The organism is Paenibacillus sp. cl141a, assembly GCF_900109305.1.
Lineage (GTDB): Bacteria > Bacillota > Bacilli > Paenibacillales > Paenibacillaceae > Paenibacillus_AQ > Paenibacillus_AQ lautus_A.
This window is the reverse complement of record NZ_FNZO01000002.1, coordinates 546,400-569,739: the sequence shown is the minus strand read 5'-3', so window position 1 is coordinate 569,739 and position 23,340 is coordinate 546,400. Positions and strand designations below refer to the sequence as shown.

Genomic DNA, 23,340 nt, shown 5'->3' with positions numbered 1-23,340 from the left:
AGATGCACGGAAAGGAGGGGATCATGTGGAAATCTCATGCCTCTCTCTCGCAAGCCCGGAAGAATGGCCGCATGCCAGACAGCAATGCAGCGAGTTCTTCCGGCGTTACAGCAACAAGCGTCTAACCCGTGAAGATTATCAGCGTCTCGCATCGTTATCCTACGACGAGCTGCTGCAGCCCGGCACTTCGATCATGGCGGCAACGGTTCGGGGCGATATCGGGCGCATACCGGTGGGAATTTGCTTTGCGGCGGATTATGGAGAAAGTGCCTGTATGATTGCTGTGCACCCTCTATACCGCAACCGGCAAATCGGTTCTTCCCTGATCCGCTCGCAATTATCCAGGTTCGGGCGGCTGCGATGCAAAGTGGCTGCAGATCATACGGCAAGTTTGCAAATGTGCTTTCATGCAGGGATGCAGGCCATTGCTCTTGAGCAAGGTCCTACAGGAAAACCTCCGCTCATTATGAGCGGAGTCCTGCCCCTGCACCAACCATTTAATGCTGACTCTATTCAAGAAGGTGAACCTCTGTGTCGAAACCCGTCTTAGGTATTATGACGCTTTACTTGGATGAACGGAAAAAGCTGGAGGAACGGCATATCTACGAGCATATGATCAAGGAAGGAAAGGCAATGGGGCTGGACGTCTACGTCTTCACCCCCGCCGAGGTCAACAGTGCCCGAGGGCTGATCAACGCCATGGAGTACGACCCTGACCATCAAAGATGGAGCCGGAGGTGGCGGCCGTTTCCCGACATGATCTTTGACCGCTGCCGCATTCAAAAGAGCCCGCGCTTTCAACAGCTGCTGCGCTTTCGTTCCCGCTACCGGTACTTGCTGTTTCTGAACCGTCCGCTGCGCAACAAATGGACGATTCATCAAATACTGTCCACCAAAAAACGCTTCCGGCCCCATCTGCCGGACACCCGGATCGTTACGAGCACAAGTGACATTCACCGGATGCTCCAGGTTCACCCTGTCGTTTATTTTAAGCCGATCAACGGAACGGGCGGACGCGGAATCCTGCGGATTGCGAAGGTGCCGGGCGTTACCGGCACGTACGAAATCCGGGGACGCAATTCCAATCGGAGCATCATTAAGCCGAAACGGATGCCATCGGGCCATTTGGCGCAATATTTATCGGGCTGGGGAAATAAAGACCGATACCTCGTCCAAGAGGGAATACAGCTGGAGCTGCCGGACGGAAGAGTGCATGACTACCGAATGCTCGTGCAGAAAGACGGAAGCGGTCAATGGCAGGTGACCGGCTGTGTGGGACGCGTCGGGGCGCCGAGAAGTGTAACCTCCAACCTGCATGGCGGCGGAAGCGCGACGATGATGGAAGAATTGTTAAGCAAATGGATCGCAGATCCGGCAAAGCGCGCCAGCATTCGCGAGGAAGCCGATTCCCTCGGCGTGGCCATAGCCCAATTTCTGGACGGACAATACGGAGGCTTGTGCGAGCTTGCGCTGGATCTGGCAGTGGATAAAACCGGAAGGGTTCTTCTCCTGGAGGTGAATCCTAAGCCATCAAGGGAAGTATTCTCCCAGATCGGCGATACGGCTGCCTACCGTGAATCCATGGTGAAGCCCTTAGAATATGCATTGTGGGTATACAGTCAAAAAAAATCCGCGAAGAATGCTTAAGGCCAAATCCCGGAGAATCGAATACTAGAATCCGAAACACGCACAAAGGCTGTTTCCAAGAGGGTTGCATGCTACCCTTGGGAACAGCCTTTGTGACTCCTATCCAATCTACTCGGCTTGGTCATGAAGCTTCAGCAGCTGTGAAAAAGAATGGATGACAACGTCCGATCCCTTCAGCTCCTGATCCTTGCCAAAACCTGCGTAGCGGCAGCCAATGACGGTTTGTCCGTTCTCTTTGCCCGCCTCAACATCCGATGACCGGTCTCCTACCATCCAGGCATCCTTGATTTCATGCTGATCCAGCAGCAATCTGACCAAATCCACCTTCGAAGCCGTTCCGTGCTCTCCGGCACTGTAGATTCCTTCAAAAAGCGGCATAAGCCCCCTCGCTTGGGAGATGCCCTTCACGTAATCCTCCAGGCCGTTGCTGGCAACAAACAATCGGACGCCGCGCCGATGAAGCTCCTCCAGCGTCTCCTTCACCTCAGGATACAAAACGGCTGCTTCATCGCTTAAACCTTCGAGCTCCAGCTGCAGCAGCAGCTCGTTTGCACGGTTATGGGCTGCCGGCGTCGCATCCGGTATGACCTTCTTCCAGATGTCTTCGAGCAGCATCCCCAGACATCCAAGCATGAGCTCCTCATCCGGTGTTTCTCCTTCGTAGTGCCCTTCTTCGCGCAAAATGTCGAACAATTTGTGATAGGCGGGCAGCAGCAGGGTCTCCGTCTGAAACAGCGTTCCATCCATGTCAAATATCATCGCTTCCGGCTTGATTAACGTAGCTGTTTTCTCCAATTTTGTCCTTCCCTTCGCTCCATATAATCTGATTCTAGTCCAATCTCCCCTCATCATATAGGAACCATATCACATCTGCAAATCCCATTTCCCCATTACGGCTGCTTTTGGTCTTTATCATCATGCGTAACCAAGGCGGCTTTAACGTTGTTATATATACAATAAGTGCGAAGAAAGGAGAGGATGAACATGCCGGAAACAAGGGAGTCTGGTGAAGCATCGGCCATCGGGCTGCTGGAAGCCGAACTGCTGGCAGAGCTGGACCGGTACGATCCCCGTGAGCAAGCCGCCATTCTCAAGCGGATGGTTAGCCGGCTTAAGAAGGGCCGATATGTCCGAAGCCCGATCGCCCTGGTGAAGGAGATGGTTCGGACACCGCTCGTATGGTACCTGTTGTCCCTGGGGATTGTGATACCGATCCTGTTCTATATCCTGTTCGTTTGGATCTCGCTGGCGGTTGAAGGGTAACGCCGGAACGAAGCGTTATTGTTCAAATTCCTGGCGCGGCCGCCAGATCATTAAAGTAGCGGCGTACCATGCCGAGGTAACAAACGGCAGATATCTGAGCCCCTTCAACCCGTCCTCGTCTCCTCCAAATACCATGTGCGACGTAACGGCGATCACTGCATTCAGAACGATCCCGCCTGCAAAACCTCCGATTAAAGCCATAACCAGCACGGCAAGGCTTCTCATGTTCGTATTATCCCATCTGTTCCTGTCGATTGGACGGGCGGACACCACGTGCCGTATCCACGGCAAGCCAGAACAATCCGATGGCAATGACCGGATGCCATGCCCCTGCGCCAGGCAGGTTGGCCGTGAGGTATTGGCTGAAGACCAATAACAACAGAGCCAGTGATCTCCATTTATACGGGGCGGGCAGTTTGCCTGCAAAACCAAATATCAGCATGAGCAGCGGCACGATTTCAAAAAAATGGACAAACAGGGCATGGCTTCTCCACATCGATCCGTCGTGAAACAGCGCCATGCCGGCAATTAACGTCTGAACAGCAATACAAACAACAAATAACCATGCCAGCCCTAACGAAATCCATACGGCCAGCGGTGTTTTTCTTACAGCTTGTTGCGTCATGTCGATATCCCTCTCTCGATTTAAAAATTTTTACGAGATCATCCTATCATCGAAATGTTGCGATCTTGTGATGATGGCTTGCGGATTCCGTGAAATTTTCCAATTGCGGCTGGAAACCGTATATAATGGGGTGGATTTACCGCTGAACCTAACGAATCAATGGAAAGGCAGGATGCTTGCATGGCACATACCTTGCTTCTTGTGGACGATGAACGGAAAGTTATTGAATTTATGGAGCCGTTCCTCCGTCAGGAGGGATTTCACATCATTACCGCTGCGACCGGCACGGAGGCTTTGGCCAAAGCGAGAGACGCCAAGCCGGCGCTGGTCGTATTGGATTGGATGCTGCCGGAATTAAGCGGCATTGAAGTATGCCGGGAGCTCAGAAAATCAAGCCGTGTCGGCATCATTATGGTTACCGCCCGGATTGAGGAAACCGATAAGCTGATCGGGCTGGAGGTAGGCGCCGACGATTACATGACCAAACCTTTCTCCCTGCGAGAGCTGGCTGCGCGCATTCGGTCGGTCCATCGCAGAATAGAAGGCGAATCAGTTACTGAAGATATGCTGAAGCGCGGCGATTTAACGATCTCGGAAACCCAATGCCGGGTATGGAAACATGACCGGGAGATCCTGCTTACACCTACCGAATTCAAGCTCCTCCTGACCCTTGCTTCCAGGCCTGGCGTGGTATACAGCCGTCTGCAGCTGCTTCAGGCGGCCATGGAGGATGATATCCACAATGATGAACGGACCGCGGACGCCCATATCAGCCGGATCCGCAAAAAAATCGAAGATGACCCGGCCGAGCCCGTTTTTATCAAAACGGTGTATGGATTCGGTTACCGGTTTGAGCAGCAGCCATGAGCGTGGGCCGCAAAATCTTCATCGTCCTCTCGTCGTTCATTATCGGTTTCAGCACCATCTTCGTCCTTCTTACTTATATCGTGATCCGCGATTCCATGGATGTCATGCTGCAAACCTCTCGCGAAGAAGAGCTGGATCAGCTCCAGGACCGGCTGGTCGGCTACTACGTAAAGAATGGGCATGCTTTCCGTGCCGTTCAGGATCAGGCATGGTTAGCGGACAGTCCCCGTTCGGAGGACCGCCAGGAGAGCATCCTGCTGGTATCCGGGGAACAAACCCTCTTGCATGAGGGGGAGGCTGTTGAGCAGCTAATCAAACGACTGGGGGTAAAGCGAACGTTACATGTTGAAGGCGAGACGGTCGCGGAGCTGTATTATTATGATACGGATGTGGCAAACCTGACCAAGCTTCGGATCGGCACGCCCACATCCATCATCATTCTGCTGGGCGTAGGCACCATCCTCTTCGTCCTGCTATCCCTCGGCGCGGCATACTGGATATCGCGCAGGCTCACGGCGCCCCTGCGGAAACTCGTCCCGGCCATCGAACGCCTCGGTCAAGGCGAGTACGGCATTCAGGCCCCCGTCACTTCGGAGGACGAATACGGGAGGGTCGCCGTCGCTTTTAACGGAATGTCTTCCAAGCTCGAACAATCGGAAATGGTCCGCCGCAATTTGGTGGCTGACGTCGCCCATGAGCTTCGAACACCGCTGACTATCGTGAGGGGAAAGCTGGATCTGCTTCAACAGAACCGGCAGCCGATCGAGCCCGAACTGCTCCTTCCCATCCAGGACGAATTGATTCGCTTAACCCGGCTCGTGGGTGACCTCCATCAATTATCTTTAGCCGAAGCGAAGCAGCTGCCGCTGGTTCGAAAACCAACGGATATGCTGGTTCTGCTGAGTCAAATACGGGAACGGTTAGAGCCTGAGGCGGAGGCTAAGAACTTGGCCCTGCGACTGACAAGCGCTACGAAACGCACCTCCGTACCCGTTGATCCGAGCCGAATCACCCAGGTGTTCCTGAATCTGTTCGTCAACGCGATCCGGTATACGCCCCATGGCGGGCTTGTCCATGTTTCGCTGTTAGAGGACTCCCCATCCGGCATGCTTCGGATTGATATTCGGGATACGGGCACAGGGATTGAAGAAGAGCATCTTCCTTATCTCTTTAACCGCTTCTACCGCACGGATGAAGCGCGTGCGCGGCATCAAGGCGGCATGGGACTAGGTCTTGCGATTGCCAAGGAATTCATCGTATCTCATGGAGGCACCATTCAGGCAGAGAGCAAATTGGGGCAAGGAACTACGTTTAGGGTCCGGCTGCCCTATCATGATCACTCGGATCAGTAGAAACGCACGGGATAACACAGCCCCCATAAATCAGATCAAACATAAACCATGACAGGCCCGGATAGATATCGACCGGGCCTGTCATGGTTTATACATTCGGATGTCGAAACAATATCCTCTCCCGCTTAGAATATTTTTTTCGTTGCCCGATCTTCCTTGATGATCTCTACGGCTTCCCTGAAGCGGATGGAATGAATAATTTCACGTTCCCGCAAAAATTTGAGACTGTCCTGCAAATCCACGTCATCCGTCATGTCGATGAGCCATTGATATGTAGCGCGCGCTTTCTCCTCTGCCGCAATGTCCTCATACAAATCGGCAATCGGATCACCTTTAGCTTGAATATAGGTTGCCGTCCAAGGTACGCCGCCGGCGTTCTCATAATATAGCGCATGATCGTGATTGGCATAGTGCGCACCCAATCCGGCTGCCTCCAGCTCAGACACGCTTGCATCCTTCGTCAATTTGTACACCATCGTGGCAATCATCTCGAGATGTGCGAATTCCTCTGTTCCGATATCGTTGAGCAATCCGATGACTTTGTCTGGAATTGTATACCGCTGGTTCAGATAACGCAGGGCAGCGGCCAGTTCGCCGTCAGCGCCTCCATATTGCTCCGTCAGAAATTTGGCCATTCTCGGATCACATTTACTTACGCGCACCGGATACTGAAGCTTTTTTTCATATACCCACATGGGCTCTTCCGCCTCCTTGTTCTCGCTTTTCCTCTTCGTGAGGGCTGCATGCTGGTGATGGAGAAAGCTGCAGCCCGCTAGCCAACACTGTCAAACCTGCCAAGGCCAAGGACCTTGGGCCCATTCGAACGGATATTTGGAAAAAGCACGGCCAAAATTTTGCAGCGGCCCATACAGCTCTTGAAATTGCTTCGCGAGCACTGTCCTTTCCTGCGTCAGCCTGTTGAATTGCTCGATGCTCTTGAGATCATCCGGATGGGTGTCCAAATACAGATTCAGCTCCACCAGGACAAAGTCCAATGCTTGAAGCTGCTCGAGCATTTCGTAATACTGCCGATCTCCAACCTGAGGTCTGGCTTCGTTCACGGCCGATCACTCTCCTTTAAATTTTCGCGAGGTATACGGGCTATACAAGGACGGCCATAACGTTCCGTGTCTCAATGCCTCGGCAGGGCTAAACTGCGGCAGGCCGGGCGGTTGAAACACGATAAACTGGTTAACAGGCACCACATACGTTCTGTAGGGCTTAGGCGGGCAAGGATCAAATGGCGAATGAAATACCTGGTATACGCGCACCTCAGGGTTTTCCTTCAAGGGTATTCCTCCTTATCGTTACGATCCGTCGTTATCAAGGACTCTTCGTATTTAACATATGTCTTCCGCCCAGAAAATGAACTCAAAAATGACAAAAAAACCCTCTTCCCTGGAATATTCCCGGGAAAAGGGTTCGCATCAAGTTGTCCTCAGAATTTGATCTTGATTTGGAACAAGCCCGCTTTACGCATGGCGGAATAAATAATGACGACCAAGGGGCCGATAAAAAATCCGATCACGCCAACCAGCTTAAATCCGACATACATGCTGACCAGGGCCGGTAATGCGCCGATGCCGACGGCATCCCCAATGACCTTCGGCTCCAGCACGCGGCGGATCACCGTAATCAGAATGAACAGGAAAATCAAGCCGATCCCCGTAAAAATATCGCCTACCGCGAGCAGGTAAATGGACCATGGGATCAGTACGGAGCCTACGCCAAGGATCGGCAGGATGTCGACAATCGTGACAAGCAGGGCGATGGCAAGCGGGTAATTGATACCTAATACCAGCAAGCCGAGCAGCGTGATCACGTACGTGAACAAACTAAGGATCAGCTGGGCCCGTAAAAAGCCGAATATCGATTTTTTCAGGCTGAGCAGCACTTCATTCACCTGCGACTGGGAAGACTCGTCGAACAGCGACAATACCTTTTCGCGCATCGTATCGAGGCTGAACGCGAACAAGTATACCGCCACGCAGAATACGATGAACGTGACAAACAGGTTAGGCAGCGTCTTCGCAAAGGACAGGAAGGTTGAAGATACCGAATTGACCAGCGACTGCACATAGGAAGAAATATTCGACATAAATTCGGTAAGACTGTCGGCAAGGCCCGGCGAAACGCCGTTCAGCATGTCCTGAGCCTGAATAATCGTATGCTGAAGGAATTCATTGGCCCCCGCAAAATATTGCGGAGCCCTGCTCCAGTATTCGACCAGCTGGTTAAACACCTGAAGCCCGATCAGATAAGCCAGAAGCAGCATCAAGAGAAGAAATAGCGTGCTGGTCACGGTTGCGGCCGCAATGCGGTTCATCCGGAGCCTTTTCATCAAGAGCCGATTTAACGGCTCCAGTGCAATAGCAATCACGATAGCCAACAGGAACGGAGCTCCGACCGTAAACATTCCGTACAGCAACAGGAGCCCCAGACCGATAAAGATCAGCTGCTTAATCGACATAATCCACTTCCTAACAAATAGAGTCTTGCTAGTTCTGGGTGAGGCTGCTTTCCAGCTTCTGATGAATCATGACGCGGGTTACGCGCAACCGGGTAGATTCCTCAACTTCAAAGACCACCCCGTCAAAGGTGGTTTTCTTCCCGACTGCCGGGTTCCCTTCCAGCTCCTTGAACAACCAACCGCCAATGGAATCGACGTCATGCTCATCAATCATCAAGCCGGTCAAATCATTCACTTCTTCGATGAGCATTCGCCCGTCTACCGAAAAGGACTCATCATACACTTCGATTTCCGGCCGCTCATCTTCGAACTCATCGTACAGGTCTCCGACAATCTCTTCCAGAATCTTCTCGGCCGTGAGAATGCCGGCAGTCCCTCCGTATTCGTCCACCACGAGCGCAAGCTGCTCATGTCTTGCCTGCATCTTCCGCAGCACTTGGCTGATCTCCATGGATTCCGATACGTCCATAATCGGTCTCACCAAGGATGTCAGATCACGCTGTTGCTCCGGCTCTGCCAGCAGGAGATCCGTAATGTGGACAAATCCGACGATGCGGTCCTTGTTGTCCGTTGCAACCGGGTAACGGGAATGCTTCGTCTCGTTGACGATCCGAAGATTCTCCTCCAAGGTGAAGTTGGTGAACAATACGTCCATATCCGTTCTCGGCAGCATAATTTCCCTGGCTCTCAAATCGGAAAAATCGAACAGGTTGTCCATCAATTTCATCTCGTTCTCGTCGATGACACCGCTCCGTGCGCTCTCGGTCATCAGAATCCGAATCTCTTCCTCGGAGTGGGCCGCCTCGGCCTCGCTTGCGGGCTCGATGCCGACCAGCTTCAGAATACGGTTAGCGGAAGCATTGAGCACCCAAATCACCGGCAGAAAAATGCGGTAAAACCAGAGCAGCGGCGCTGACAGAAGCAGTGCGGTGCCCTCCGTCCGCTGAATAGCCAAAGATTTCGGTGCAAGCTCCCCTAACACAATATGCAAAAAGGTGATAATACAGAAGCCCACCGCGACCGATATCGTGCTGATCAATCGCTCATCCGCAAAGCCGATGCTGTGCATGATGGGAGCTACCAGCAATTCGGAAATGGCGGGCTCCCCGATCCAGCCGAGTCCCAGGGAAGTCAGGGTAATCCCGAGTTGGGTGGCGGATAAATAAGCATCCAGCTTTTGGTTTACTTTCAGCGCAATGCCGGCAAGCCGGTTTCCTTCGCTAACGAGCTGCGTCAGCCGGGATTGGCGCATTTTCACGAGTGAAAATTCGGCGGCAACAAACACGCCGTTCAACAAAACGAGCAGGAAAACCAAGAGTAAATTCAAAATCAGTTTCCCGACCTCAAATTCCTCTGCCATGATGACACGCCTTCTTTCTAGGGTTCTAGTTTGTCTTTGCTTTTCTCGACTTGAAATCCACACCCCGATAGTACATGTCGGCTACCAACAGGTTCGGGCCGCAGCAGCTCACTGCATCGCAGTGGCAGTTGACCGTTTGATTCAACGGATGCCCTGTTGACCATGCGTCAAAAATATCATCCAGCTTCTGTTCCTTAATATTACCAAAAGCCGGGATATCAGCAAAATCCGTTACGTACACGTCGCCCGAGAATAAATTCACATTCACCCGGTTACGGCCGTCCGGATCGTTCCGAACCGTTACGTTCGGTTCTTGCCGTAAGCGGCGAATGATCTCCTGGTCATGATCGTCCGAGCTGCAGGCATAGAACGGCAGCGTTCCGAACAGCATCCACATGTCCCTGTCTCGGACATCCAGCAAATGATGGATGGCGGCTTTCGTATCGGCCAAAGACAAGACGGGCAGCGCGGATGCAAAGTTCGAAGCATACATCGGATGAACCTCGTGCCGCTTGCAGCCCATGTCCTTGATCAGCTTATGAATGCCGCCGAGCTTCGTATGCGTTCTGTAGTTAATCATTGATTCGGCGGATATGTACATGCCGGCCGCGCTCAGTTTCTCCGAATTGACCAGCATCGTGTCATACATCTTGTATGCCGTTTCCTTGGAAACGGGACGAGCGCTATTCGCAAATCCGACCTCATAAAAGTCGTCCCCGTTCAAGTAATTGAACGAAATATGCATAACGTCCAGATAGGGCAGCATCTTCTCGTATCTGCCAATATCCAGTGTCAGATTGGAGTTGATCTGAGTCCGGATTCCCCGTTCCTTGGCGTACTTGAGCAGGGGAACAATCACGTTATCCACCGTTTTGCCCAAAAACGCCGGTTCACCGCCCGTCAAGCTGATCGTCTGCAGATGCTCTACCTCATCCAGCCGCTTCAGCATCGTATCCAGGGGCAGCATCGGGGCTTCCTTCATGACGAGCATATCACCGACAGCGCAATGCTCGCAGCGCATATTGCACAGATGCGTCACTGTCATTTCCACGCTGGTCAGCACGTGGCGGCCATGCTCGCGCAGGGAAGTTATCGGATCCCACGGATCATAACTCGGCGAAATGGGCCTTACGGCTGATGGAAACGGCTGTGCTGTATTACTCATGGTTCACTCACCTTATTTCTTTGAATTACCGATTCAGTCAGTACAACTTGCTTGGATGTACTCTACGGTTTTGATCATGTCCATTATATGATTATAACATACCCAAACAGAAGGCTTCTGCTTGGTTCGGCTGGAAATCATCCGGCTTCCCCCCGTTTGTCTGAACGTTCCTTGGAAGCAAGCTTAGATGCCGGGAACAACCATGCGGGACTCCACCAATTCGCTCTGCCCAGCATCTTCATGAATGCAGGCACAAGCAGCACCCGAATCACGGTCGCGTCCAGCAGAATGGCTGCTGTCAGTCCTAAACCAATCGCTTTCATCACTTCATTGTCCGTAAATACGAAGGCACCCACAACGACGGCCAGAATCAGAGCCGCGCTGGTAATCAGACCGCCCGTACTCTCCAAGCCCTCGGCCGTGCTGAATTCGTTATCCCCCGTCCGTTCATAGTTCTCCATGATCCGTGAGAGCATCATGACTTCATAGTCCATCGATATGCCGAACACCACGCAGAATATCAGGACCGGCAGGAGCGCGAAGATGGACCCTGTAGAGGAAACGCCCAGCCACTCCGCACCGATGCCCTCCTGAAATACCCACACCACGATACCGAGTCCGGCGCCCAGGCTGAGCATGTTCATGACGCTGGCCTTTAAAGGGAGCACGATCGACCGGAATGCGAAGAGGAGGATGATATAAGTCACCGCAAATACAAATACCAGGACGTAGGAAATGTTCTGCTGGATGGCTTCCATGATGTCCAGTTTATACGCGGGACTTCCGGTGACGTAGGTCTTCAACTCATTCGTATCCATGGTCCGCAGGGCTTGGACAAGCTGCATCGTGAGTGAATGGGATTCCTCATGCTCCGGAGTCACGGCAACGGCTGCCATATTCCCTCTGACAAAACGATGCTGCTCCAGCTGCGAGCGGATCTCTTGGCGGGACAGAACGTTCGATACTTCCTCCACCGACCCCCTGCCAACGCTCAGATAACTCTCTACCCGCTTCACGCCCGGCATGAGCCTGATATCATCCGTGTACGCCTTCATCAGCTCGATGCTTTGCGGGTCCGCATAGGAGGAAGGAAGCTCCACCGCCACAACGATCGAATTCAATTCGCGTTCGTCATAAGCCTGCGTAAGCAGGTCGTGGCCATAACGGGATTCATAGGCGGGGGGCAGCACTTCGGCAGCGGGGATGGCAATGCTCATGTTTCGGACCGGGTAGATTGCCACCAGCAGCAAACAGATCGCTGCTACAGAGATGGTCACGGGATGGGCCATGACAAAACCGGATATCCTTCTCCACATGCCCGAGGTCTGCCGGCCCCGAAGCGCCCGAAGTTTGGCCGGAAAGAGAGGGAGCGCATCGATGCGGGTGCCCAGCATCCCCAATAAAGCCGGAAGAAGCGTGTTGCCGGCCAGCACCGAGAACAGCACAACGGTAATACCGCCTATGCTGAAAGAGCGGAAGATCGGCAGGTCGATGAAACTCATCGCCACAAAACCGATCAACACGGCAGCACCCGAGAACATCACTGCTTTGCCGGCGGTTGCGCAAGTGACAGCCAGGGCGGATCCCACATCCCCGCTCCGTGTCCGCAATTCTTCTTTGAAGCGGCTAACGATCAGCAAGGCATAATCAATGCCTACAGCCAAACCCAGCATCGTGACGACATTCGGAAGGAAATTGCTGATCGAGCCGTCGGCCAATGCGACAAAATACAGAATGCCCATCGTGACTGCCACGCTGACAATTCCGGCGATTAAAGGAAGAAGCGCCGCAGTCAATGTGCCGAATACGACCGCCAGGATGAGCAAGGCTGCAGGAATGCCTATCATTTCCGCATGGATAATATCGCTCTTGACGGCTTGATTCATATCGGCGAAGATGGCGGTATTGCCCGTTATGTACGTATCCGCTCCCGTGATGTCGGGAACCGAGTCTTTGATCTCTTCAAACTGCTGCAGGGCTTTAGAGGAATCCAGATCCAGCAGCACCGTCACGGACACGATATGATCCTGGCCTGCCTTATGAGCTGCCATATTCATATAGATATCCCTGACATATGGGCGGTCACGCAAAGGCGCAAGCTCTGTCAGTATCCGCCTCTGCGCCGTCCCTGCCGTCAGGTTCTCATCATGTCGACTGACAACAACGATATCCAGCGAGGCAGCCGACAATCCCAGACCCTCCTCCAGCTTCTCGATTCCGATCTGGGCCGGGCTATCCTTCGGCGTAAACCCGTTATGCTGCAATATGGACGGCAGCTTGAAAGCAAACGGAAGCAGCACGCAAAACAAAATAAGCCAGGTTACAACAATGGCTTTACGGTAGCGGTAAATCAGTCGCCCCCATGTATGCAGCAATGTTGCATGGCCGTTACGTCTCACGAGTCAACCTCCTTATGCTCCAGTTTGATCTATGGTGCTCTGTCCGATGCCGGCGATCATAACAGCCAGCGTTTCGGATAAATCCACTTCGTAAGGCGCGGATAACGGGGTGCCCTCGGCATCCGTCAATACGCGGACAACGGGGCGATGCGGCACATGCGCGTGGATCCTCGATATCACTCCATTCTCACCCGTATGCAATTTCACGGTGATCCCGGGAGGATATATCGCTACCCGATCCCGAAACATGGCCAGGAATGATTGTTCATACAGCGTTCCCGATCCGGCGTACATGACCTCCACCGCTTCATGCGGCAGCAAAGCAGGCTTGTACACCCGCTGCGTGGTCATCGCGTCGTAAGAATCCGTAATCGCGATCCATTTGGCGTATTCATGGATATCAGGTCCCTTCAAAGCCCGGGGATAACCGCTGCCATCCAGGCGCTCATGATGTGACAGGGCGCAATGCGCTGATAACAGCGGAATATTGGGCTCGTCCTTCAATATTTTGAAGCCGATCTCGGTGTGCTTCTGGACCTCGCGAAATTCCTCCTCGCTAAGCCGTCCTGGATGATTCAGCAGCTTCTGGCTGATCCGCGTTTTGCCGATATCGTGTAGCAGGGCGCCCAGGCCGAGCACCCTCAGCTCTTCCCGGTTATACCCGTAAGACACGCCAAGAACCGTCGAATAGACGCATACATTCAGAGAATGACGGTACAGGTTGTAATCATTCGTATTCATATCGGTCAGCAGCACCATGCCCTCATCATGCTCCGAAATTTCATCCATAATGGACTCCATCATCCCGGAGAACGTTTTGCCCAAATGAAGGAAGCTGCCTTTCAGAGCAGCCTGGCTCTCCAGGTTCTTGAAGCTGGTCCGAATCGATTGGATCGCCTGCAGCCGCGTCTCTTCAGTCAACAGCTCCGGAACCACGATATCCTCCGTCATCGGATCCTCGATGTATACATACCCGAGTTCCAGCGTGCCCAGACGGCGGATCAGCCCGGCTGTCAGTTCCACGCCCTCGGCAAGCAGGATTAAACCGTCACTATTGTATATTTTCTTACCAAGAACCATGCCCGGCCTCAACGCGTTGATAGGTATAAGACGCAAAATCCGTCACTTCCTCTGCTATTCTGAAACTTGTGTGGGATATAGCGTCCAGTCTTCAGTGGATCACGATACGAAGAAGCCGGATCTCCTTCTGGTGTCTACTCCTGTTTAATGCATGATGAACAGCCAAAAAACGGCGGCGAGACCAAAACGGTAGATCGCAAAATGAGTAAGCCTTATCTTCTGTATGAGTTTCATGAAGGCCAAGACGACAAAATAAGCGACAACAAACGAAACGATAAAACCGGCTAGAAATACGCCAATCGTATCTAAAGTAAAATATCGGTAAGAATCCAGCAATTCATATCCCGATGCGGCACACATGATGGGAATCGCGATAATAAACGAGAAATCGGCCGATGCCTTATAACTCACACCGCTAAGCATGCCCCCGGAGATCGTGGACCCCGAACGGGAAAAGCCCGGCCATAAGACAGATATGATCTGGTAGATCCCAATCAGAAAGGCCTGCTTATATGTCAAATCATCCATATCATGCGCGGTCACTTGGACTTTATGCTTATTGTACCATTCCGCAAAAATCATAAAACTGCCGCCGGCAACGAGCGCAAACAGCACCGTCTGCGCATGGAACAGGCTTTTGATAAAATCCCTAGCAAAAAACGCAACCAGCAGGGCCGGAGCAATCCCCAAAAATATATGCATCAGGTTCAATCGCCTCCGAGGCACTTTCCGGGTCAACGGCTCGCTTCGGCTCCACCCGAGCAGATTCAAAATCCGATTCCAATAAACAATCGCGATGGCCAAAATGGCTCCCAGCTGAATGACAACCTCAAACGTCTTCATGATCGGCGTTTGGTCGTCGTAACCGAGCACCTTGGCCGTCAAGATCATGTGGCCCGTGGAAGACACCGGAATGAATTCGGTTAGTCCTTCCACGATCCCCAGTATGATGGATGTGATAAAATCCATGTCCTACCCCTCCCCTTACCTTTGTCCTCATCATATGTATGCTCGGCCAAAGGAAGTTAGTCGGGGGTTGTCAGGATATCCAGCGTGGAATCATGGACGATTCAAGCGATCCGGGACGCGAAAGCTCGCTCCGCAGCAGGTCTCGAATAAACTCGGGCAGCATATAAACCGTATCCGTTCCAAGCGCCAGGGTCTCGTATCCGATTTTAAAAGTAAACATGTCGAGCGTTCCCACATGATATTCCCGCTGCCATTCCAGCGGTTGTCCCTTGAAGGAGATTTGCTTGATCTTCCGGTAAGGCGCTCCATCCTTGTCATATCGGATCTTTAATCCATCGACGGCCAGGCCGCCTAACAGATACCCGCGGAAGCCGAAGCCCATGATCTTCTTTCCGCTGAACTCCGGAAGCAGACTCTCTTCAAGCGCTTGATAGATGTGTTCTCCCCGCAATTTCACGACACAGGGATTAATCGGTGACGGGCACAAACCATGCAGCATCCCGGTGCTGATTTCACCCTCCGGCAGCGGTCCCAGCAGCTGCCCGGAATTGACGATCGCAATTTCGGCACCCGTGTGCTGCAGCACGGCCTGAGCCAACAGATTCGCAAACGGCGATTCCTCCTCATAATGGATCGGCAGGCTGCGGTCGATCACGGCCACGGCTTCGGTTAACTTCTCCTTGGCCAGCTCATGATGTTTCAGGATGGCCTGCTCCACGATGGGCTCCATCAAGCTTTTATCCACAGGCAGCAAGGTTCCCTCTACGCAGGTAAACCGTTCACCAACGTCATTTCGCTCCATAACGAGGCGACCTACGTATTGTCCGAATTTGCCAGCGCCGCATACGGCTGTCTTCCCGATCATTAGCGGATCCTCAAGCATGTGATGGGTATGGCCGCCAAGTATGACATCAATGCCTTCCACATGTTCTGCTAATCTTTTATCAATCGTTAGTCCTAAATGGGATAAAACGATAACGATATCACACTGGCCCTGAAGCGCCCGAACCTGTTCGGCGATGGCCTCCACCGGGTCTCCGGCTTCCCAGCCTAACAATTGATAAAATCCTGCAAAAGCTGCCGTCGCCCCGGTGAGCCCGATCGAAATGCCATCCCGCTCCAGGATCACATGCCGTTTCATCCATGAAGGAGGACTGCCGCTCTCCGTCTCCCTGATGTTGCAGCAAACGACGGGGCACTGCAGTCCGGCATATACATGCTCCAGAACATCATACGATATGGTCAGGCCTTCGTTATTGCCGATCGTAATCGCGTCGTATCCTGTCAAATTAATGACATCCACATTCGCTTGCCCCATCGAGCCTTCGGTTTCCACCGATGCGCGATCCATATGGTCTCCGATATCGAGCACGATCGACTGATCGCCGGCAGCCGTCTTTTCCCGGGAAATAAGTGCCGCCACATTGCTCATCATCTCGAAATGGCTGTGTATATCGTTGGTATATAATATGGTCAGCTTTTGTTTATTGCTTTCAAGCCCCATCTGGCGGCCCCCTCCCAAGTCACTTTTACGATAATTTCCGGTCTTACAAGCATAACATTTTAGCGAAGAATATGGTATATTGTAGCCCATAAGAATTACGAGGTGATCAAAATGTCGACAACCATTTCCATACTGCTCTTCGCCGGATTAGCCGATCGCATCGGCACGGCTTCACTTGCATTCAGCGTACCCGCCCTCCCCCTTGCGACCGGGGATTTGAAGCTGCTTCTTAGCGAGGCTTATCCTGATGCCCAATCCCAGATAGCCACGGCCTTCGTTGCGGTCAATCAAGAATATGCGCTGCCGGATCAGCTTATTCAGAGCGGGGACGAGGTGGCTCTGATTCCGCCTGTGTCCGGCGGGGATGGAACCAACCTGCAGGACACAGGCTCCAGCTCCTCCTCAGACGGAACGTGCATCATCTCCTGCCACCGGCTGTCCGTGGAAGAAACCATCGCCAAAGTGCATGATGATAACCATGGCGCAACGCTTTCCTTTGTAGGCACGACGCGGGAGATAACCGGTCAGATGCGAACGGTAACGCTGGAGTATGAAGCTTACGTTCCGATGGCCCTGAAAGAAATGCAGCAAATCTGCATGGATATCCACGGCCGATGGCCCGGCACCAAATGCGCGATTTCCCACCGTATCGGTACGGTCGGAATCGGGGAAACGAGCGTCGTTATCGCCGTATCTTCACCGCATCGGGAAACCTGTTACGAAGCAAGCCGATATGCCATCGAGCAGCTGAAGCGATCCGTTCCGATCTGGAAGAAGGAGATATGGGACGATGGATCGGAGTGGAAAGGGACGCAGACAGGACCCTGGGACCCAACAGCTAGGCAATAAGCCGCGATTATATCATTGTAAAACCATAATTTTCTTGCTAAGATAGTTTTGATCTTTTTACTTATATAAGGGCAAGAGGTGCAATGATTTGAGAGTACATGTCACGGACCTGAAACCCGGTGATCAAATACAGCAGGATGCTTACAACACTAACGGCGTTCATGTTCTGCAAAAAGGAGCTTTGCTTCGTTCGGAGGATATATCCAAACTATTGCAGCACGGCATCGATTACATAGAAATACAACCGTGCGCGCTGTCCGTATCCCTCGATCCGTTATCTGAAATTTCGGACTCGTTCAACAAGGTTAAACCTCACTTTAACCTTGCGTTTGACGGATGCTCCGCCTTATTTACGGAAGCATCCCAATCCGGAAAATTCAATGAATCCGTTGTAGACGATGTTTTCCAGCCACTGGTCGGCTCGCTGAACGAGCATACGGACGTGGTATCCCTGCTTCTGCTGTTTAATGGAACAGACGATTATACCTACAGGCATTCTATTCAAGTAGGGATGCTATCCTACTACATCGCGGATTGGATGGGTTACTCCGGCAAGGAGGCCTATGAAATCGGCAAGGCCGGCTATCTCCATGATATCGGCAAGAGTAAGATTTCAAGGGATATCCTGGACAAGCCCGGCAAGCTGACCCCCGAGGAATTCGAGGAAGTGAAGCTGCATACCATCTATGGTTACGAGATGATCGCCGAATCCATGGATGATAAGGTGACCGCCATGGTCGCGCTTCAGCACCATGAACGGGATGACCGTTCGGGCTATCCGCGAGCGCTCCATGCAGACCAGATTCATCCGTACTCTCATATTTGCGCGGTAGCCGATGTCTACAGCGCCATGACAACGAACCGGGTCTATCAGTCCAAGCAGCAACTATTAACCGTTCTGCGCGAGCTGTACAGTCTCAGCTTCGGGAAGCTGAACGGCAAGCCGACGCACGCTTTCATTCAGCAGATGCTGCCGAATTTCATCGGCAAAAAGGTTTTGCTGACGACGGGCGAATCCGGCATCATCGTTATGAACCATCCTTCGGATTACTTCCGTCCGCTTGTAAAGACCGATGATCGTTTCATCGACCTCTCCAAGGAATATCATACCGAGATTCAAGAGATTCTGTTGTGAGCCGTGTCCCTAAAGCTAATCCGGAAGCTGCTAAATCGCTTGCTTCCCTGCTTGAATAACCCGTATTGCCGTCAGCCTTGAGGCTGGCGTTTTTAGCGTCTTCCTTGTGATGTTTTTCACATCAAATCTTGTTGGATTTTGGCAAAATCGAAGACGAGTATCCAACCGGCCTGTGCAACAAACGTACCTGGTCCACGCCTCGGTTGCACTCCCATAAATTCAAGCGCAAAAAAGAGCGAATCACCCATCCCTGAGTGATTCGCTCCTGTCTTCATATGAACTATTTAGCCGATGGAACCTTCCATCTCGAACTTGATCAGGCGGTTCATTTCAACGGCATACTCCATCGGAAGTTCTTTGGTGAACGGCTCGATGAAGCCCATAACAATCATCTGCGTAGCTTCGTCTTCCGTAAGTCCGCGGCTCATGAGGTAGAACAACTGATCCTCGGATACCTTGGAGACGGTCGCCTCATGCTCCAGCGTAATGTTGTCGTTCTTGATTTCGTTGTAAGGAATCGTATCGGACGTCGACTCATTATCGAGAATGAGCGTATCGCACTTAATGTTCGCTTTCGCGCCTTCCGCATTGCGGCCGAACGAGGCGAGACCGCGGTATGTTACTTTACCGCCATGCTTACTGATCGATTTCGATACGATCGTGGACGTCGTATCCGGCGCCAGGTGGAGCATTTTCGCCCCAGCGTCCTGATGCTGGCCTTTGCCCGCAACCGCGATGGAAAGCACCATTCCTTTGGCACCGCGTCCTTTCAGGACGACAGCAGGATATTTCATCGTCAGCTTGGAGCCGATGTTACCATCCACCCATTCCATCGTTGCGTTCTCTTCCGCAACCGCGCGCTTCGTTACGAGGTTGTAGATGTTTGGTGCCCAGTTCTGAATCGTCGTGTAGCGAACACGCGCGTTCTTTTTGCAGATGATCTCAACCACGGCACTGTGAAGCGAGTTCGTGCTGTAGATCGGAGCCGTACAGCCTTCAACGTAATGCACGAAGCTGTCCTCGTCGGCAATGATCAGCGTGCGTTCGAACTGACCCATATTCTCGGAGTTGATCCGGAAGTAGGCTTGCAGCGGAATTTCGCACTGTACGCCTTTGGGCACATAGATGAAGCTTCCGCCGGACCATACCGCACTGTTCAAAGCCGCGAATTTGTTATCCGTCGGAGGTACGACCGTTGCAAAGTACTCTTTCAGAATCTCCGGATGCTCTCTAAGAGCCGTATCGGTATCCATGAAGATAACGCCTTGATCCTCTAGATCCTTTTGCATATTGTGGTAGACCACTTCGGATTCGTACTGCGCGGATACGCCCGCCAGGAACTTCTGCTCTGCTTCCGGAATCCCCAACTTATCGAAGGTTTCCTTGATCTCGGCCGGTACTTCCTCCCACGTCTTGCCTTGCTTCTCGGAAGGTCTTACATAATACTGGATATCGTTGAAATCCAGCTCGTCGAGATCGCCGCCCCAACGAGGCATCGGCATTTTCTCGAACTGCTCCAGAGCCTTCAAACGGAATTCCAGCATCCATTCCGGCTCGTTCTTGATTTTGGATATTTCCGTAACGACTTCACGCGTCAAACCTTTACCGGTTTGGAAAATAGCCTTGTGCTCGTCACGGAAACCATATTTATACTCTTCCATTTCTGGCGCTTTTTTAGCCATTTAACTTACCTCCCTATCGATCTGTTCATTCGCTTACTTCGCGTCAATTCCTTTTCGGAGTGCGTTCCAAGCAAGTGTTGCGCATTTAATGCGTGCAGGAAACTTGTTAACACCGGATAGGGCTTCAATATCCTCGTACTCGTCAAAATCCACTTCATCGCCTTTCATAAGGGAAGAAAAGCGGTCCGCCAAACTGATGGCTTCGTCCAGCGTTCTTCCTTTTACGGCGTCCGTCATCATCGAAGCGGAAGACATGCTGATGGAGCAGCCTTCCCCCGTATATTTGGCATCGGCGACCACGCCGTTCTCTACCTTAAGCTGCAAGGAAATGCGATCTCCGCAAGTCGGATTGTTCAAATCGATGGTTACCGCATCTTCTTCAAACTTGCCGCGATTGCGGGGGTTCTTATAATGATCCATGATGACACGTCTGTACAAATCGTCAAGTTGCATCGCCAAAATACTCCTTTGTCTGGATTAAGGCGCTAACTAATCGATCAACGTCCTCTTCTGTATTATACAGATAAAAGCTCGCGCGTGCCGTGGAAGATACTTTTAACCAACGCATAAGCGGTTGACAGCAATGATGTCCTGCACGAATCGCAATCCCCTGGGCATCCAGAACGGTTGCCACGTCATGCGGATGAACGTCTCCAAGATTGAATGTGACTAGGCCCACTTTACGCTTACGGGGACCGTAAATGGAGATGCCTTCGATCTCGGAGATCCGGTCCATGGCGTAGTTCGCAAGCTGAGCCTCATGCCGTTCGATGGCGTCCATTCCGATTTCCTCCAGGAAATCGATCGCGGCGCCAAGTCCGACAGCTCCAGCAATGATGGGCGTGCCGCCCTCAAACTTCCAAGGGAGCTCCTTCCAGTTTGATTCGTACAACCCGACGTCATTGATCATCTCTCCGCCGAATTCGATCGGCTCCATTGATTCCAGCAGCGCCTTCTTGCCGTATAATGCGCCGATACCTGTTGGAGCACACATCTTGTGTCCGGACAAAGCGTAGAAATCGCAGTCCAGGTCTTGAACGTCCACTTTCATGTGCGGCGTGCTTTGCGCCCCGTCCACCACGATAACGGCACCATGCCGATGCGCGATTTCCGCGATTTGTTTGACGGGATGCACGACGCCCATGACGTTGGACACGTATGCGATGGCTACGACTTTCGTCCGTTCGGTCACCAGTGCCTCTACATCTTCGACACGGATCGTGCCGTCAGGCTGCAGAGGAATATATTTCAGCGTAGCGCCGACGGCGATGGCCGCCTGCTGCCACGGAATGAGATTGCTGTGATGCTCCATTTCCGTCAGGACGATTTCATCTCCAGGACCGCAAACGGAGCGTGCGTAGGATGAAGCCACCAGATTCAGGGCCGTCGTCGTGCCGCGGGTGAATATAATCTGCTCCGAACTCTCGGCATTTATGAAACGGGCAACCTTCTCCCTGGCTCCTTCATAAGCATCGGTAGCACGGCTGCCGAGCGTATGAACTCCGCGGTGCACATTGGAGTTCTCCCATTCGTAGTACCGCTTGACGGCATCGATGACCACTTGCGGCTTTTGCGATGTCGCGGCATTGTCGAGATATACCAGCGGATGTCCGTTGATCTCCTGGTGAAGAATGGGAAATTGCTCACGGACGGAGGCGATCATTGTCCCAGCTTCCTTTCAACGAGCCCCTGCAGCTGGTCGCGAAGTCCCTCGAGCGGAATTTCGCTGACAACCGGAGCCAAGAAGCCGTAAATAATCAGGGATTCTGCAACGGAACGGGAGATGCCGCGGGACATCAGGTAGTAAATTTGCTCCCGGTTCACTTGTCCTACGGACGCTGCGTGACCGGCTGTTACGTCGTCCTCGTCGATCAACAGAATCGGGTTCGCGTCGCCGCGGGCTTTCGGGCTGAGCATCAGAACGCGTTCGGTCTGTTGTCCGTCCGCCTTCGTTGCACCCTTCTCAATCTTGGTAATGCCGTTGATGATGGCTTGTGCTTCTTCGCGCATGACCGCACGGGTGATCATCTGGGATGCGGAGCTCTTGCCGAAATGCTTCGCTTGCGTGGTGTAGTTGATCTTCTGGGATCCGGAACCTACCGCAATGATTTTTGCATCGGATGTCGAGCCGTTGCCCTTCAGAATACTCATGGTGTCGCTGGCTGTATCGCCATCGTTCATCTCGCCGACGATCCACTCGATCGAAGCGTCGTTGTCAAGCACCGCACGGCGGAATGTGACATCCGTTGCTTCTCCGGCCAATTGGTGAACGGATGCGTAACGCACCTTCGCGCCGTTCTTAGCGAACACTTCCACCACGCCGTTATGGGTTACCGGCGCAGCCAGGGAATCCGATACGTAGTTGTCTACATAAGTAATCTGACTGTTCGCTTCGGCTACGATCAGCACATGCGGAGCAAACGTTGCTTCAGCATCGTCGGTCAGCATGACCGCTTGCAGCGGAACATCGACCTCCACATTCTTGGGAACGTAGAGGAATACTCCGCCGTTCCATACGGCAGCATGCAGAGCGGCCATGGCGTGCTCGTCGCTCTTAAGCGCTTGGTGCAGATAAGGTTTAACCAAATCCGTGTGTTCTTTAACCGCTGTTTCCAAATCGGTAAAAATCACGCCTTTGGCTGCGAGTTCCGGTGCCAGGCTTGCATATACGGTTCCGGAATTGCGTTGAATAACCAACCCGCCTTCTCTCGAGCCTTCGACGAGTTTGGCCACTTGCTCAGGCAATTCGTCAAGGGAAGCGAGTTTATTGCTCTCTTTATATTCACCGTAGCTGTGGATGTTCCAACGCTCGATGCGTTGTTTCTCCAGCTTGGGCAGTTCCAACTGGCCGGCCAGTTCCAGGGCTGCCAAACGGCTGTCTGTCAGCCAGGCCGGCTCCTGCTTACTTTCGGACAATGCCTTCAAAGCCTCAGCGTTGACCGGAAGAATGGTTTGTGTAGTCATATCGTTTCC

24 protein-coding genes are annotated in these 23,340 nt (G+C 52.6%); 7 read left to right on the top strand and 17 right to left on the bottom strand.

Going from position 1 to position 23,340, the window contains the following annotated elements:
- Nucleotides 1-25 precede the first annotated feature (25 nt).
- Both BMX45_RS07785 and BMX45_RS07780 read left to right on the top strand, forming a co-directional pair.
- Complete coding sequence (locus tag BMX45_RS07785) at nucleotides 26-550, top strand: N-acetyltransferase (protein WP_090909188.1); 525 nt, start codon at nucleotides 26-28, stop codon at nucleotides 548-550.
- On the top strand, nucleotides 532-1,647 hold the full coding sequence (locus BMX45_RS07780) for a YheC/YheD family endospore coat-associated protein (protein ID WP_090909187.1): 1,116 nt from the start codon (nucleotides 532-534) through the stop codon (nucleotides 1,645-1,647). Before BMX45_RS07785 ends, BMX45_RS07780 begins: the two co-directional genes overlap by 19 nt.
- A 108-nt stretch (nucleotides 1,648-1,755) precedes the next feature.
- Here the strand turns inward: BMX45_RS07780 and BMX45_RS07775 are convergent, their stop codons facing one another.
- Nucleotides 1,756-2,442, bottom strand: a complete 687-nt coding sequence (locus BMX45_RS07775; protein ID WP_090909186.1) for an HAD family hydrolase — start codon at nucleotides 2,440-2,442, stop codon at nucleotides 1,756-1,758.
- Between the two features lie 189 nt (nucleotides 2,443-2,631).
- On the opposite strand from BMX45_RS07775, the gene BMX45_RS07770 reads away from it, so the two are divergent.
- A complete protein-coding gene (locus BMX45_RS07770) occupies nucleotides 2,632-2,910 on the top strand; it encodes a hypothetical protein (RefSeq protein WP_090909185.1) in 279 nt (92 codons plus the stop codon).
- A 15-nt stretch (nucleotides 2,911-2,925) separates the two neighbouring features.
- Here the strand turns inward: BMX45_RS07770 and BMX45_RS07765 are convergent, their stop codons facing one another.
- On the bottom strand, nucleotides 2,926-3,135 hold the full coding sequence (locus BMX45_RS07765) for a DUF5957 family protein (protein WP_090909184.1): 210 nt from the start codon (nucleotides 3,133-3,135) through the stop codon (nucleotides 2,926-2,928).
- A gap of 7 nt (nucleotides 3,136-3,142) precedes the next feature.
- The gene (locus BMX45_RS07760; RefSeq protein ID WP_090909183.1) at nucleotides 3,143-3,535 is read right to left on the bottom strand and encodes a DUF6220 domain-containing protein; all 393 of its coding nucleotides are present in this window, start codon (nucleotides 3,533-3,535) and stop codon (nucleotides 3,143-3,145) included.
- 180 nt (nucleotides 3,536-3,715) lie between these two features.
- On the opposite strand from BMX45_RS07760, the gene BMX45_RS07755 reads away from it, so the two are divergent.
- Nucleotides 3,716-4,402, top strand: a complete 687-nt coding sequence (locus BMX45_RS07755) for a response regulator (RefSeq protein ID WP_090909182.1) — start codon at nucleotides 3,716-3,718, stop codon at nucleotides 4,400-4,402.
- Nucleotides 4,399-5,754 (top strand): sensor histidine kinase, encoded by a 1,356-nt coding sequence (locus tag BMX45_RS07750; protein WP_090909181.1) that lies wholly within the window; start codon nucleotides 4,399-4,401, stop codon nucleotides 5,752-5,754. Before BMX45_RS07755 ends, BMX45_RS07750 begins: the two co-directional genes overlap by 4 nt.
- A 125-nt stretch (nucleotides 5,755-5,879) precedes the next feature.
- On the opposite strand, the gene BMX45_RS07745 is transcribed toward BMX45_RS07750, so the two are convergent.
- The 10 genes from BMX45_RS07745 to BMX45_RS07700 all read right to left on the bottom strand — a co-directional run bounded on the left by BMX45_RS07745 (nucleotide 5,880) and on the right by BMX45_RS07700 (nucleotide 16,701).
- Nucleotides 5,880-6,449, bottom strand: coding sequence for a manganese catalase family protein (locus tag BMX45_RS07745; protein ID WP_090909180.1), 570 nt, complete (start codon nucleotides 6,447-6,449; stop codon nucleotides 5,880-5,882).
- A 90-nt stretch (nucleotides 6,450-6,539) separates the two neighbouring features.
- Entirely contained in the window at nucleotides 6,540-6,815 is a 276-nt protein-coding gene (locus BMX45_RS07740) for a spore coat protein CotJB (RefSeq protein WP_090909179.1), read from the bottom strand.
- 6 nt (nucleotides 6,816-6,821) lie between these two features.
- Complete coding sequence (locus BMX45_RS07735) at nucleotides 6,822-7,043, bottom strand: spore coat associated protein CotJA (RefSeq protein ID WP_090909178.1); 222 nt, start codon at nucleotides 7,041-7,043, stop codon at nucleotides 6,822-6,824.
- A 149-nt stretch (nucleotides 7,044-7,192) separates the two neighbouring features.
- On the bottom strand, nucleotides 7,193-8,224 hold the full coding sequence (gene ytvI, locus BMX45_RS07730) for a sporulation integral membrane protein YtvI (protein ID WP_090909177.1): 1,032 nt from the start codon (nucleotides 8,222-8,224) through the stop codon (nucleotides 7,193-7,195).
- A gap of 28 nt (nucleotides 8,225-8,252) precedes the next feature.
- Nucleotides 8,253-9,584 (bottom strand): hemolysin family protein, encoded by a 1,332-nt coding sequence (locus BMX45_RS07725; RefSeq protein WP_090909176.1) that lies wholly within the window; start codon nucleotides 9,582-9,584, stop codon nucleotides 8,253-8,255.
- 25 nt (nucleotides 9,585-9,609) lie between these two features.
- Nucleotides 9,610-10,749: a radical SAM/CxCxxxxC motif protein YfkAB gene (yfkAB, locus tag BMX45_RS07720; RefSeq protein WP_009595820.1), complete on the bottom strand. Its 1,140-nt coding sequence runs from the start codon at nucleotides 10,747-10,749 to the stop codon at nucleotides 9,610-9,612.
- A 137-nt stretch (nucleotides 10,750-10,886) separates the two neighbouring features.
- Nucleotides 10,887-13,148: an MMPL family transporter gene (locus BMX45_RS07715; RefSeq protein ID WP_090909175.1), complete on the bottom strand. Its 2,262-nt coding sequence runs from the start codon at nucleotides 13,146-13,148 to the stop codon at nucleotides 10,887-10,889.
- 12 nt (nucleotides 13,149-13,160) lie between these two features.
- Nucleotides 13,161-14,264, bottom strand: coding sequence for an HD-GYP domain-containing protein (locus BMX45_RS07710; RefSeq protein WP_090909174.1), 1,104 nt, complete (start codon nucleotides 14,262-14,264; stop codon nucleotides 13,161-13,163).
- Nucleotides 14,265-14,372: 108 nt separating this feature from the next.
- The gene (locus tag BMX45_RS07705; protein WP_090909173.1) at nucleotides 14,373-15,197 is read right to left on the bottom strand and encodes an undecaprenyl-diphosphate phosphatase; all 825 of its coding nucleotides are present in this window, start codon (nucleotides 15,195-15,197) and stop codon (nucleotides 14,373-14,375) included.
- Nucleotides 15,198-15,267: 70 nt separating this feature from the next.
- Nucleotides 15,268-16,701, bottom strand: a complete 1,434-nt coding sequence (locus BMX45_RS07700) for a bifunctional metallophosphatase/5'-nucleotidase (RefSeq protein ID WP_090909172.1) — start codon at nucleotides 16,699-16,701, stop codon at nucleotides 15,268-15,270.
- Between the two features lie 111 nt (nucleotides 16,702-16,812).
- On the opposite strand from BMX45_RS07700, the gene moaD reads away from it, so the two are divergent.
- Together moaD and BMX45_RS07690 are read left to right on the top strand one after the other, a co-directional pair.
- Complete coding sequence (moaD, locus tag BMX45_RS07695; RefSeq protein WP_090909171.1) at nucleotides 16,813-17,550, top strand: molybdopterin converting factor subunit 1; 738 nt, start codon at nucleotides 16,813-16,815, stop codon at nucleotides 17,548-17,550.
- An 88-nt stretch (nucleotides 17,551-17,638) separates the two neighbouring features.
- A complete protein-coding gene (locus BMX45_RS07690) occupies nucleotides 17,639-18,685 on the top strand; it encodes an HD-GYP domain-containing protein (RefSeq protein WP_090909170.1) in 1,047 nt (348 codons plus the stop codon).
- A 284-nt stretch (nucleotides 18,686-18,969) separates the two neighbouring features.
- Here BMX45_RS07690 and sufB read toward each other — a convergent pair whose 3' ends face one another.
- From sufB to sufD, 4 genes are read right to left on the bottom strand one after another with little or no spacing between them, the layout of a single operon-like run.
- Nucleotides 18,970-20,367, bottom strand: coding sequence for a Fe-S cluster assembly protein SufB (gene sufB, locus BMX45_RS07685; protein ID WP_015737014.1), 1,398 nt, complete (start codon nucleotides 20,365-20,367; stop codon nucleotides 18,970-18,972).
- Nucleotides 20,368-20,400: 33 nt separating this feature from the next.
- The gene (sufU, locus tag BMX45_RS07680) at nucleotides 20,401-20,820 is read right to left on the bottom strand and encodes a Fe-S cluster assembly sulfur transfer protein SufU (RefSeq protein WP_015737015.1); all 420 of its coding nucleotides are present in this window, start codon (nucleotides 20,818-20,820) and stop codon (nucleotides 20,401-20,403) included.
- Nucleotides 20,810-22,030: a cysteine desulfurase gene (locus tag BMX45_RS07675; RefSeq protein ID WP_090909169.1), complete on the bottom strand. Its 1,221-nt coding sequence runs from the start codon at nucleotides 22,028-22,030 to the stop codon at nucleotides 20,810-20,812. Before BMX45_RS07675 ends, sufU begins: the two co-directional genes overlap by 11 nt.
- Nucleotides 22,027-23,331: a Fe-S cluster assembly protein SufD gene (sufD, locus tag BMX45_RS07670; RefSeq protein WP_090909168.1), complete on the bottom strand. Its 1,305-nt coding sequence runs from the start codon at nucleotides 23,329-23,331 to the stop codon at nucleotides 22,027-22,029. The genes BMX45_RS07675 and sufD overlap by 4 nt, the downstream gene beginning before the upstream one ends.
- Nucleotides 23,332-23,340 lie beyond the last annotated feature (9 nt).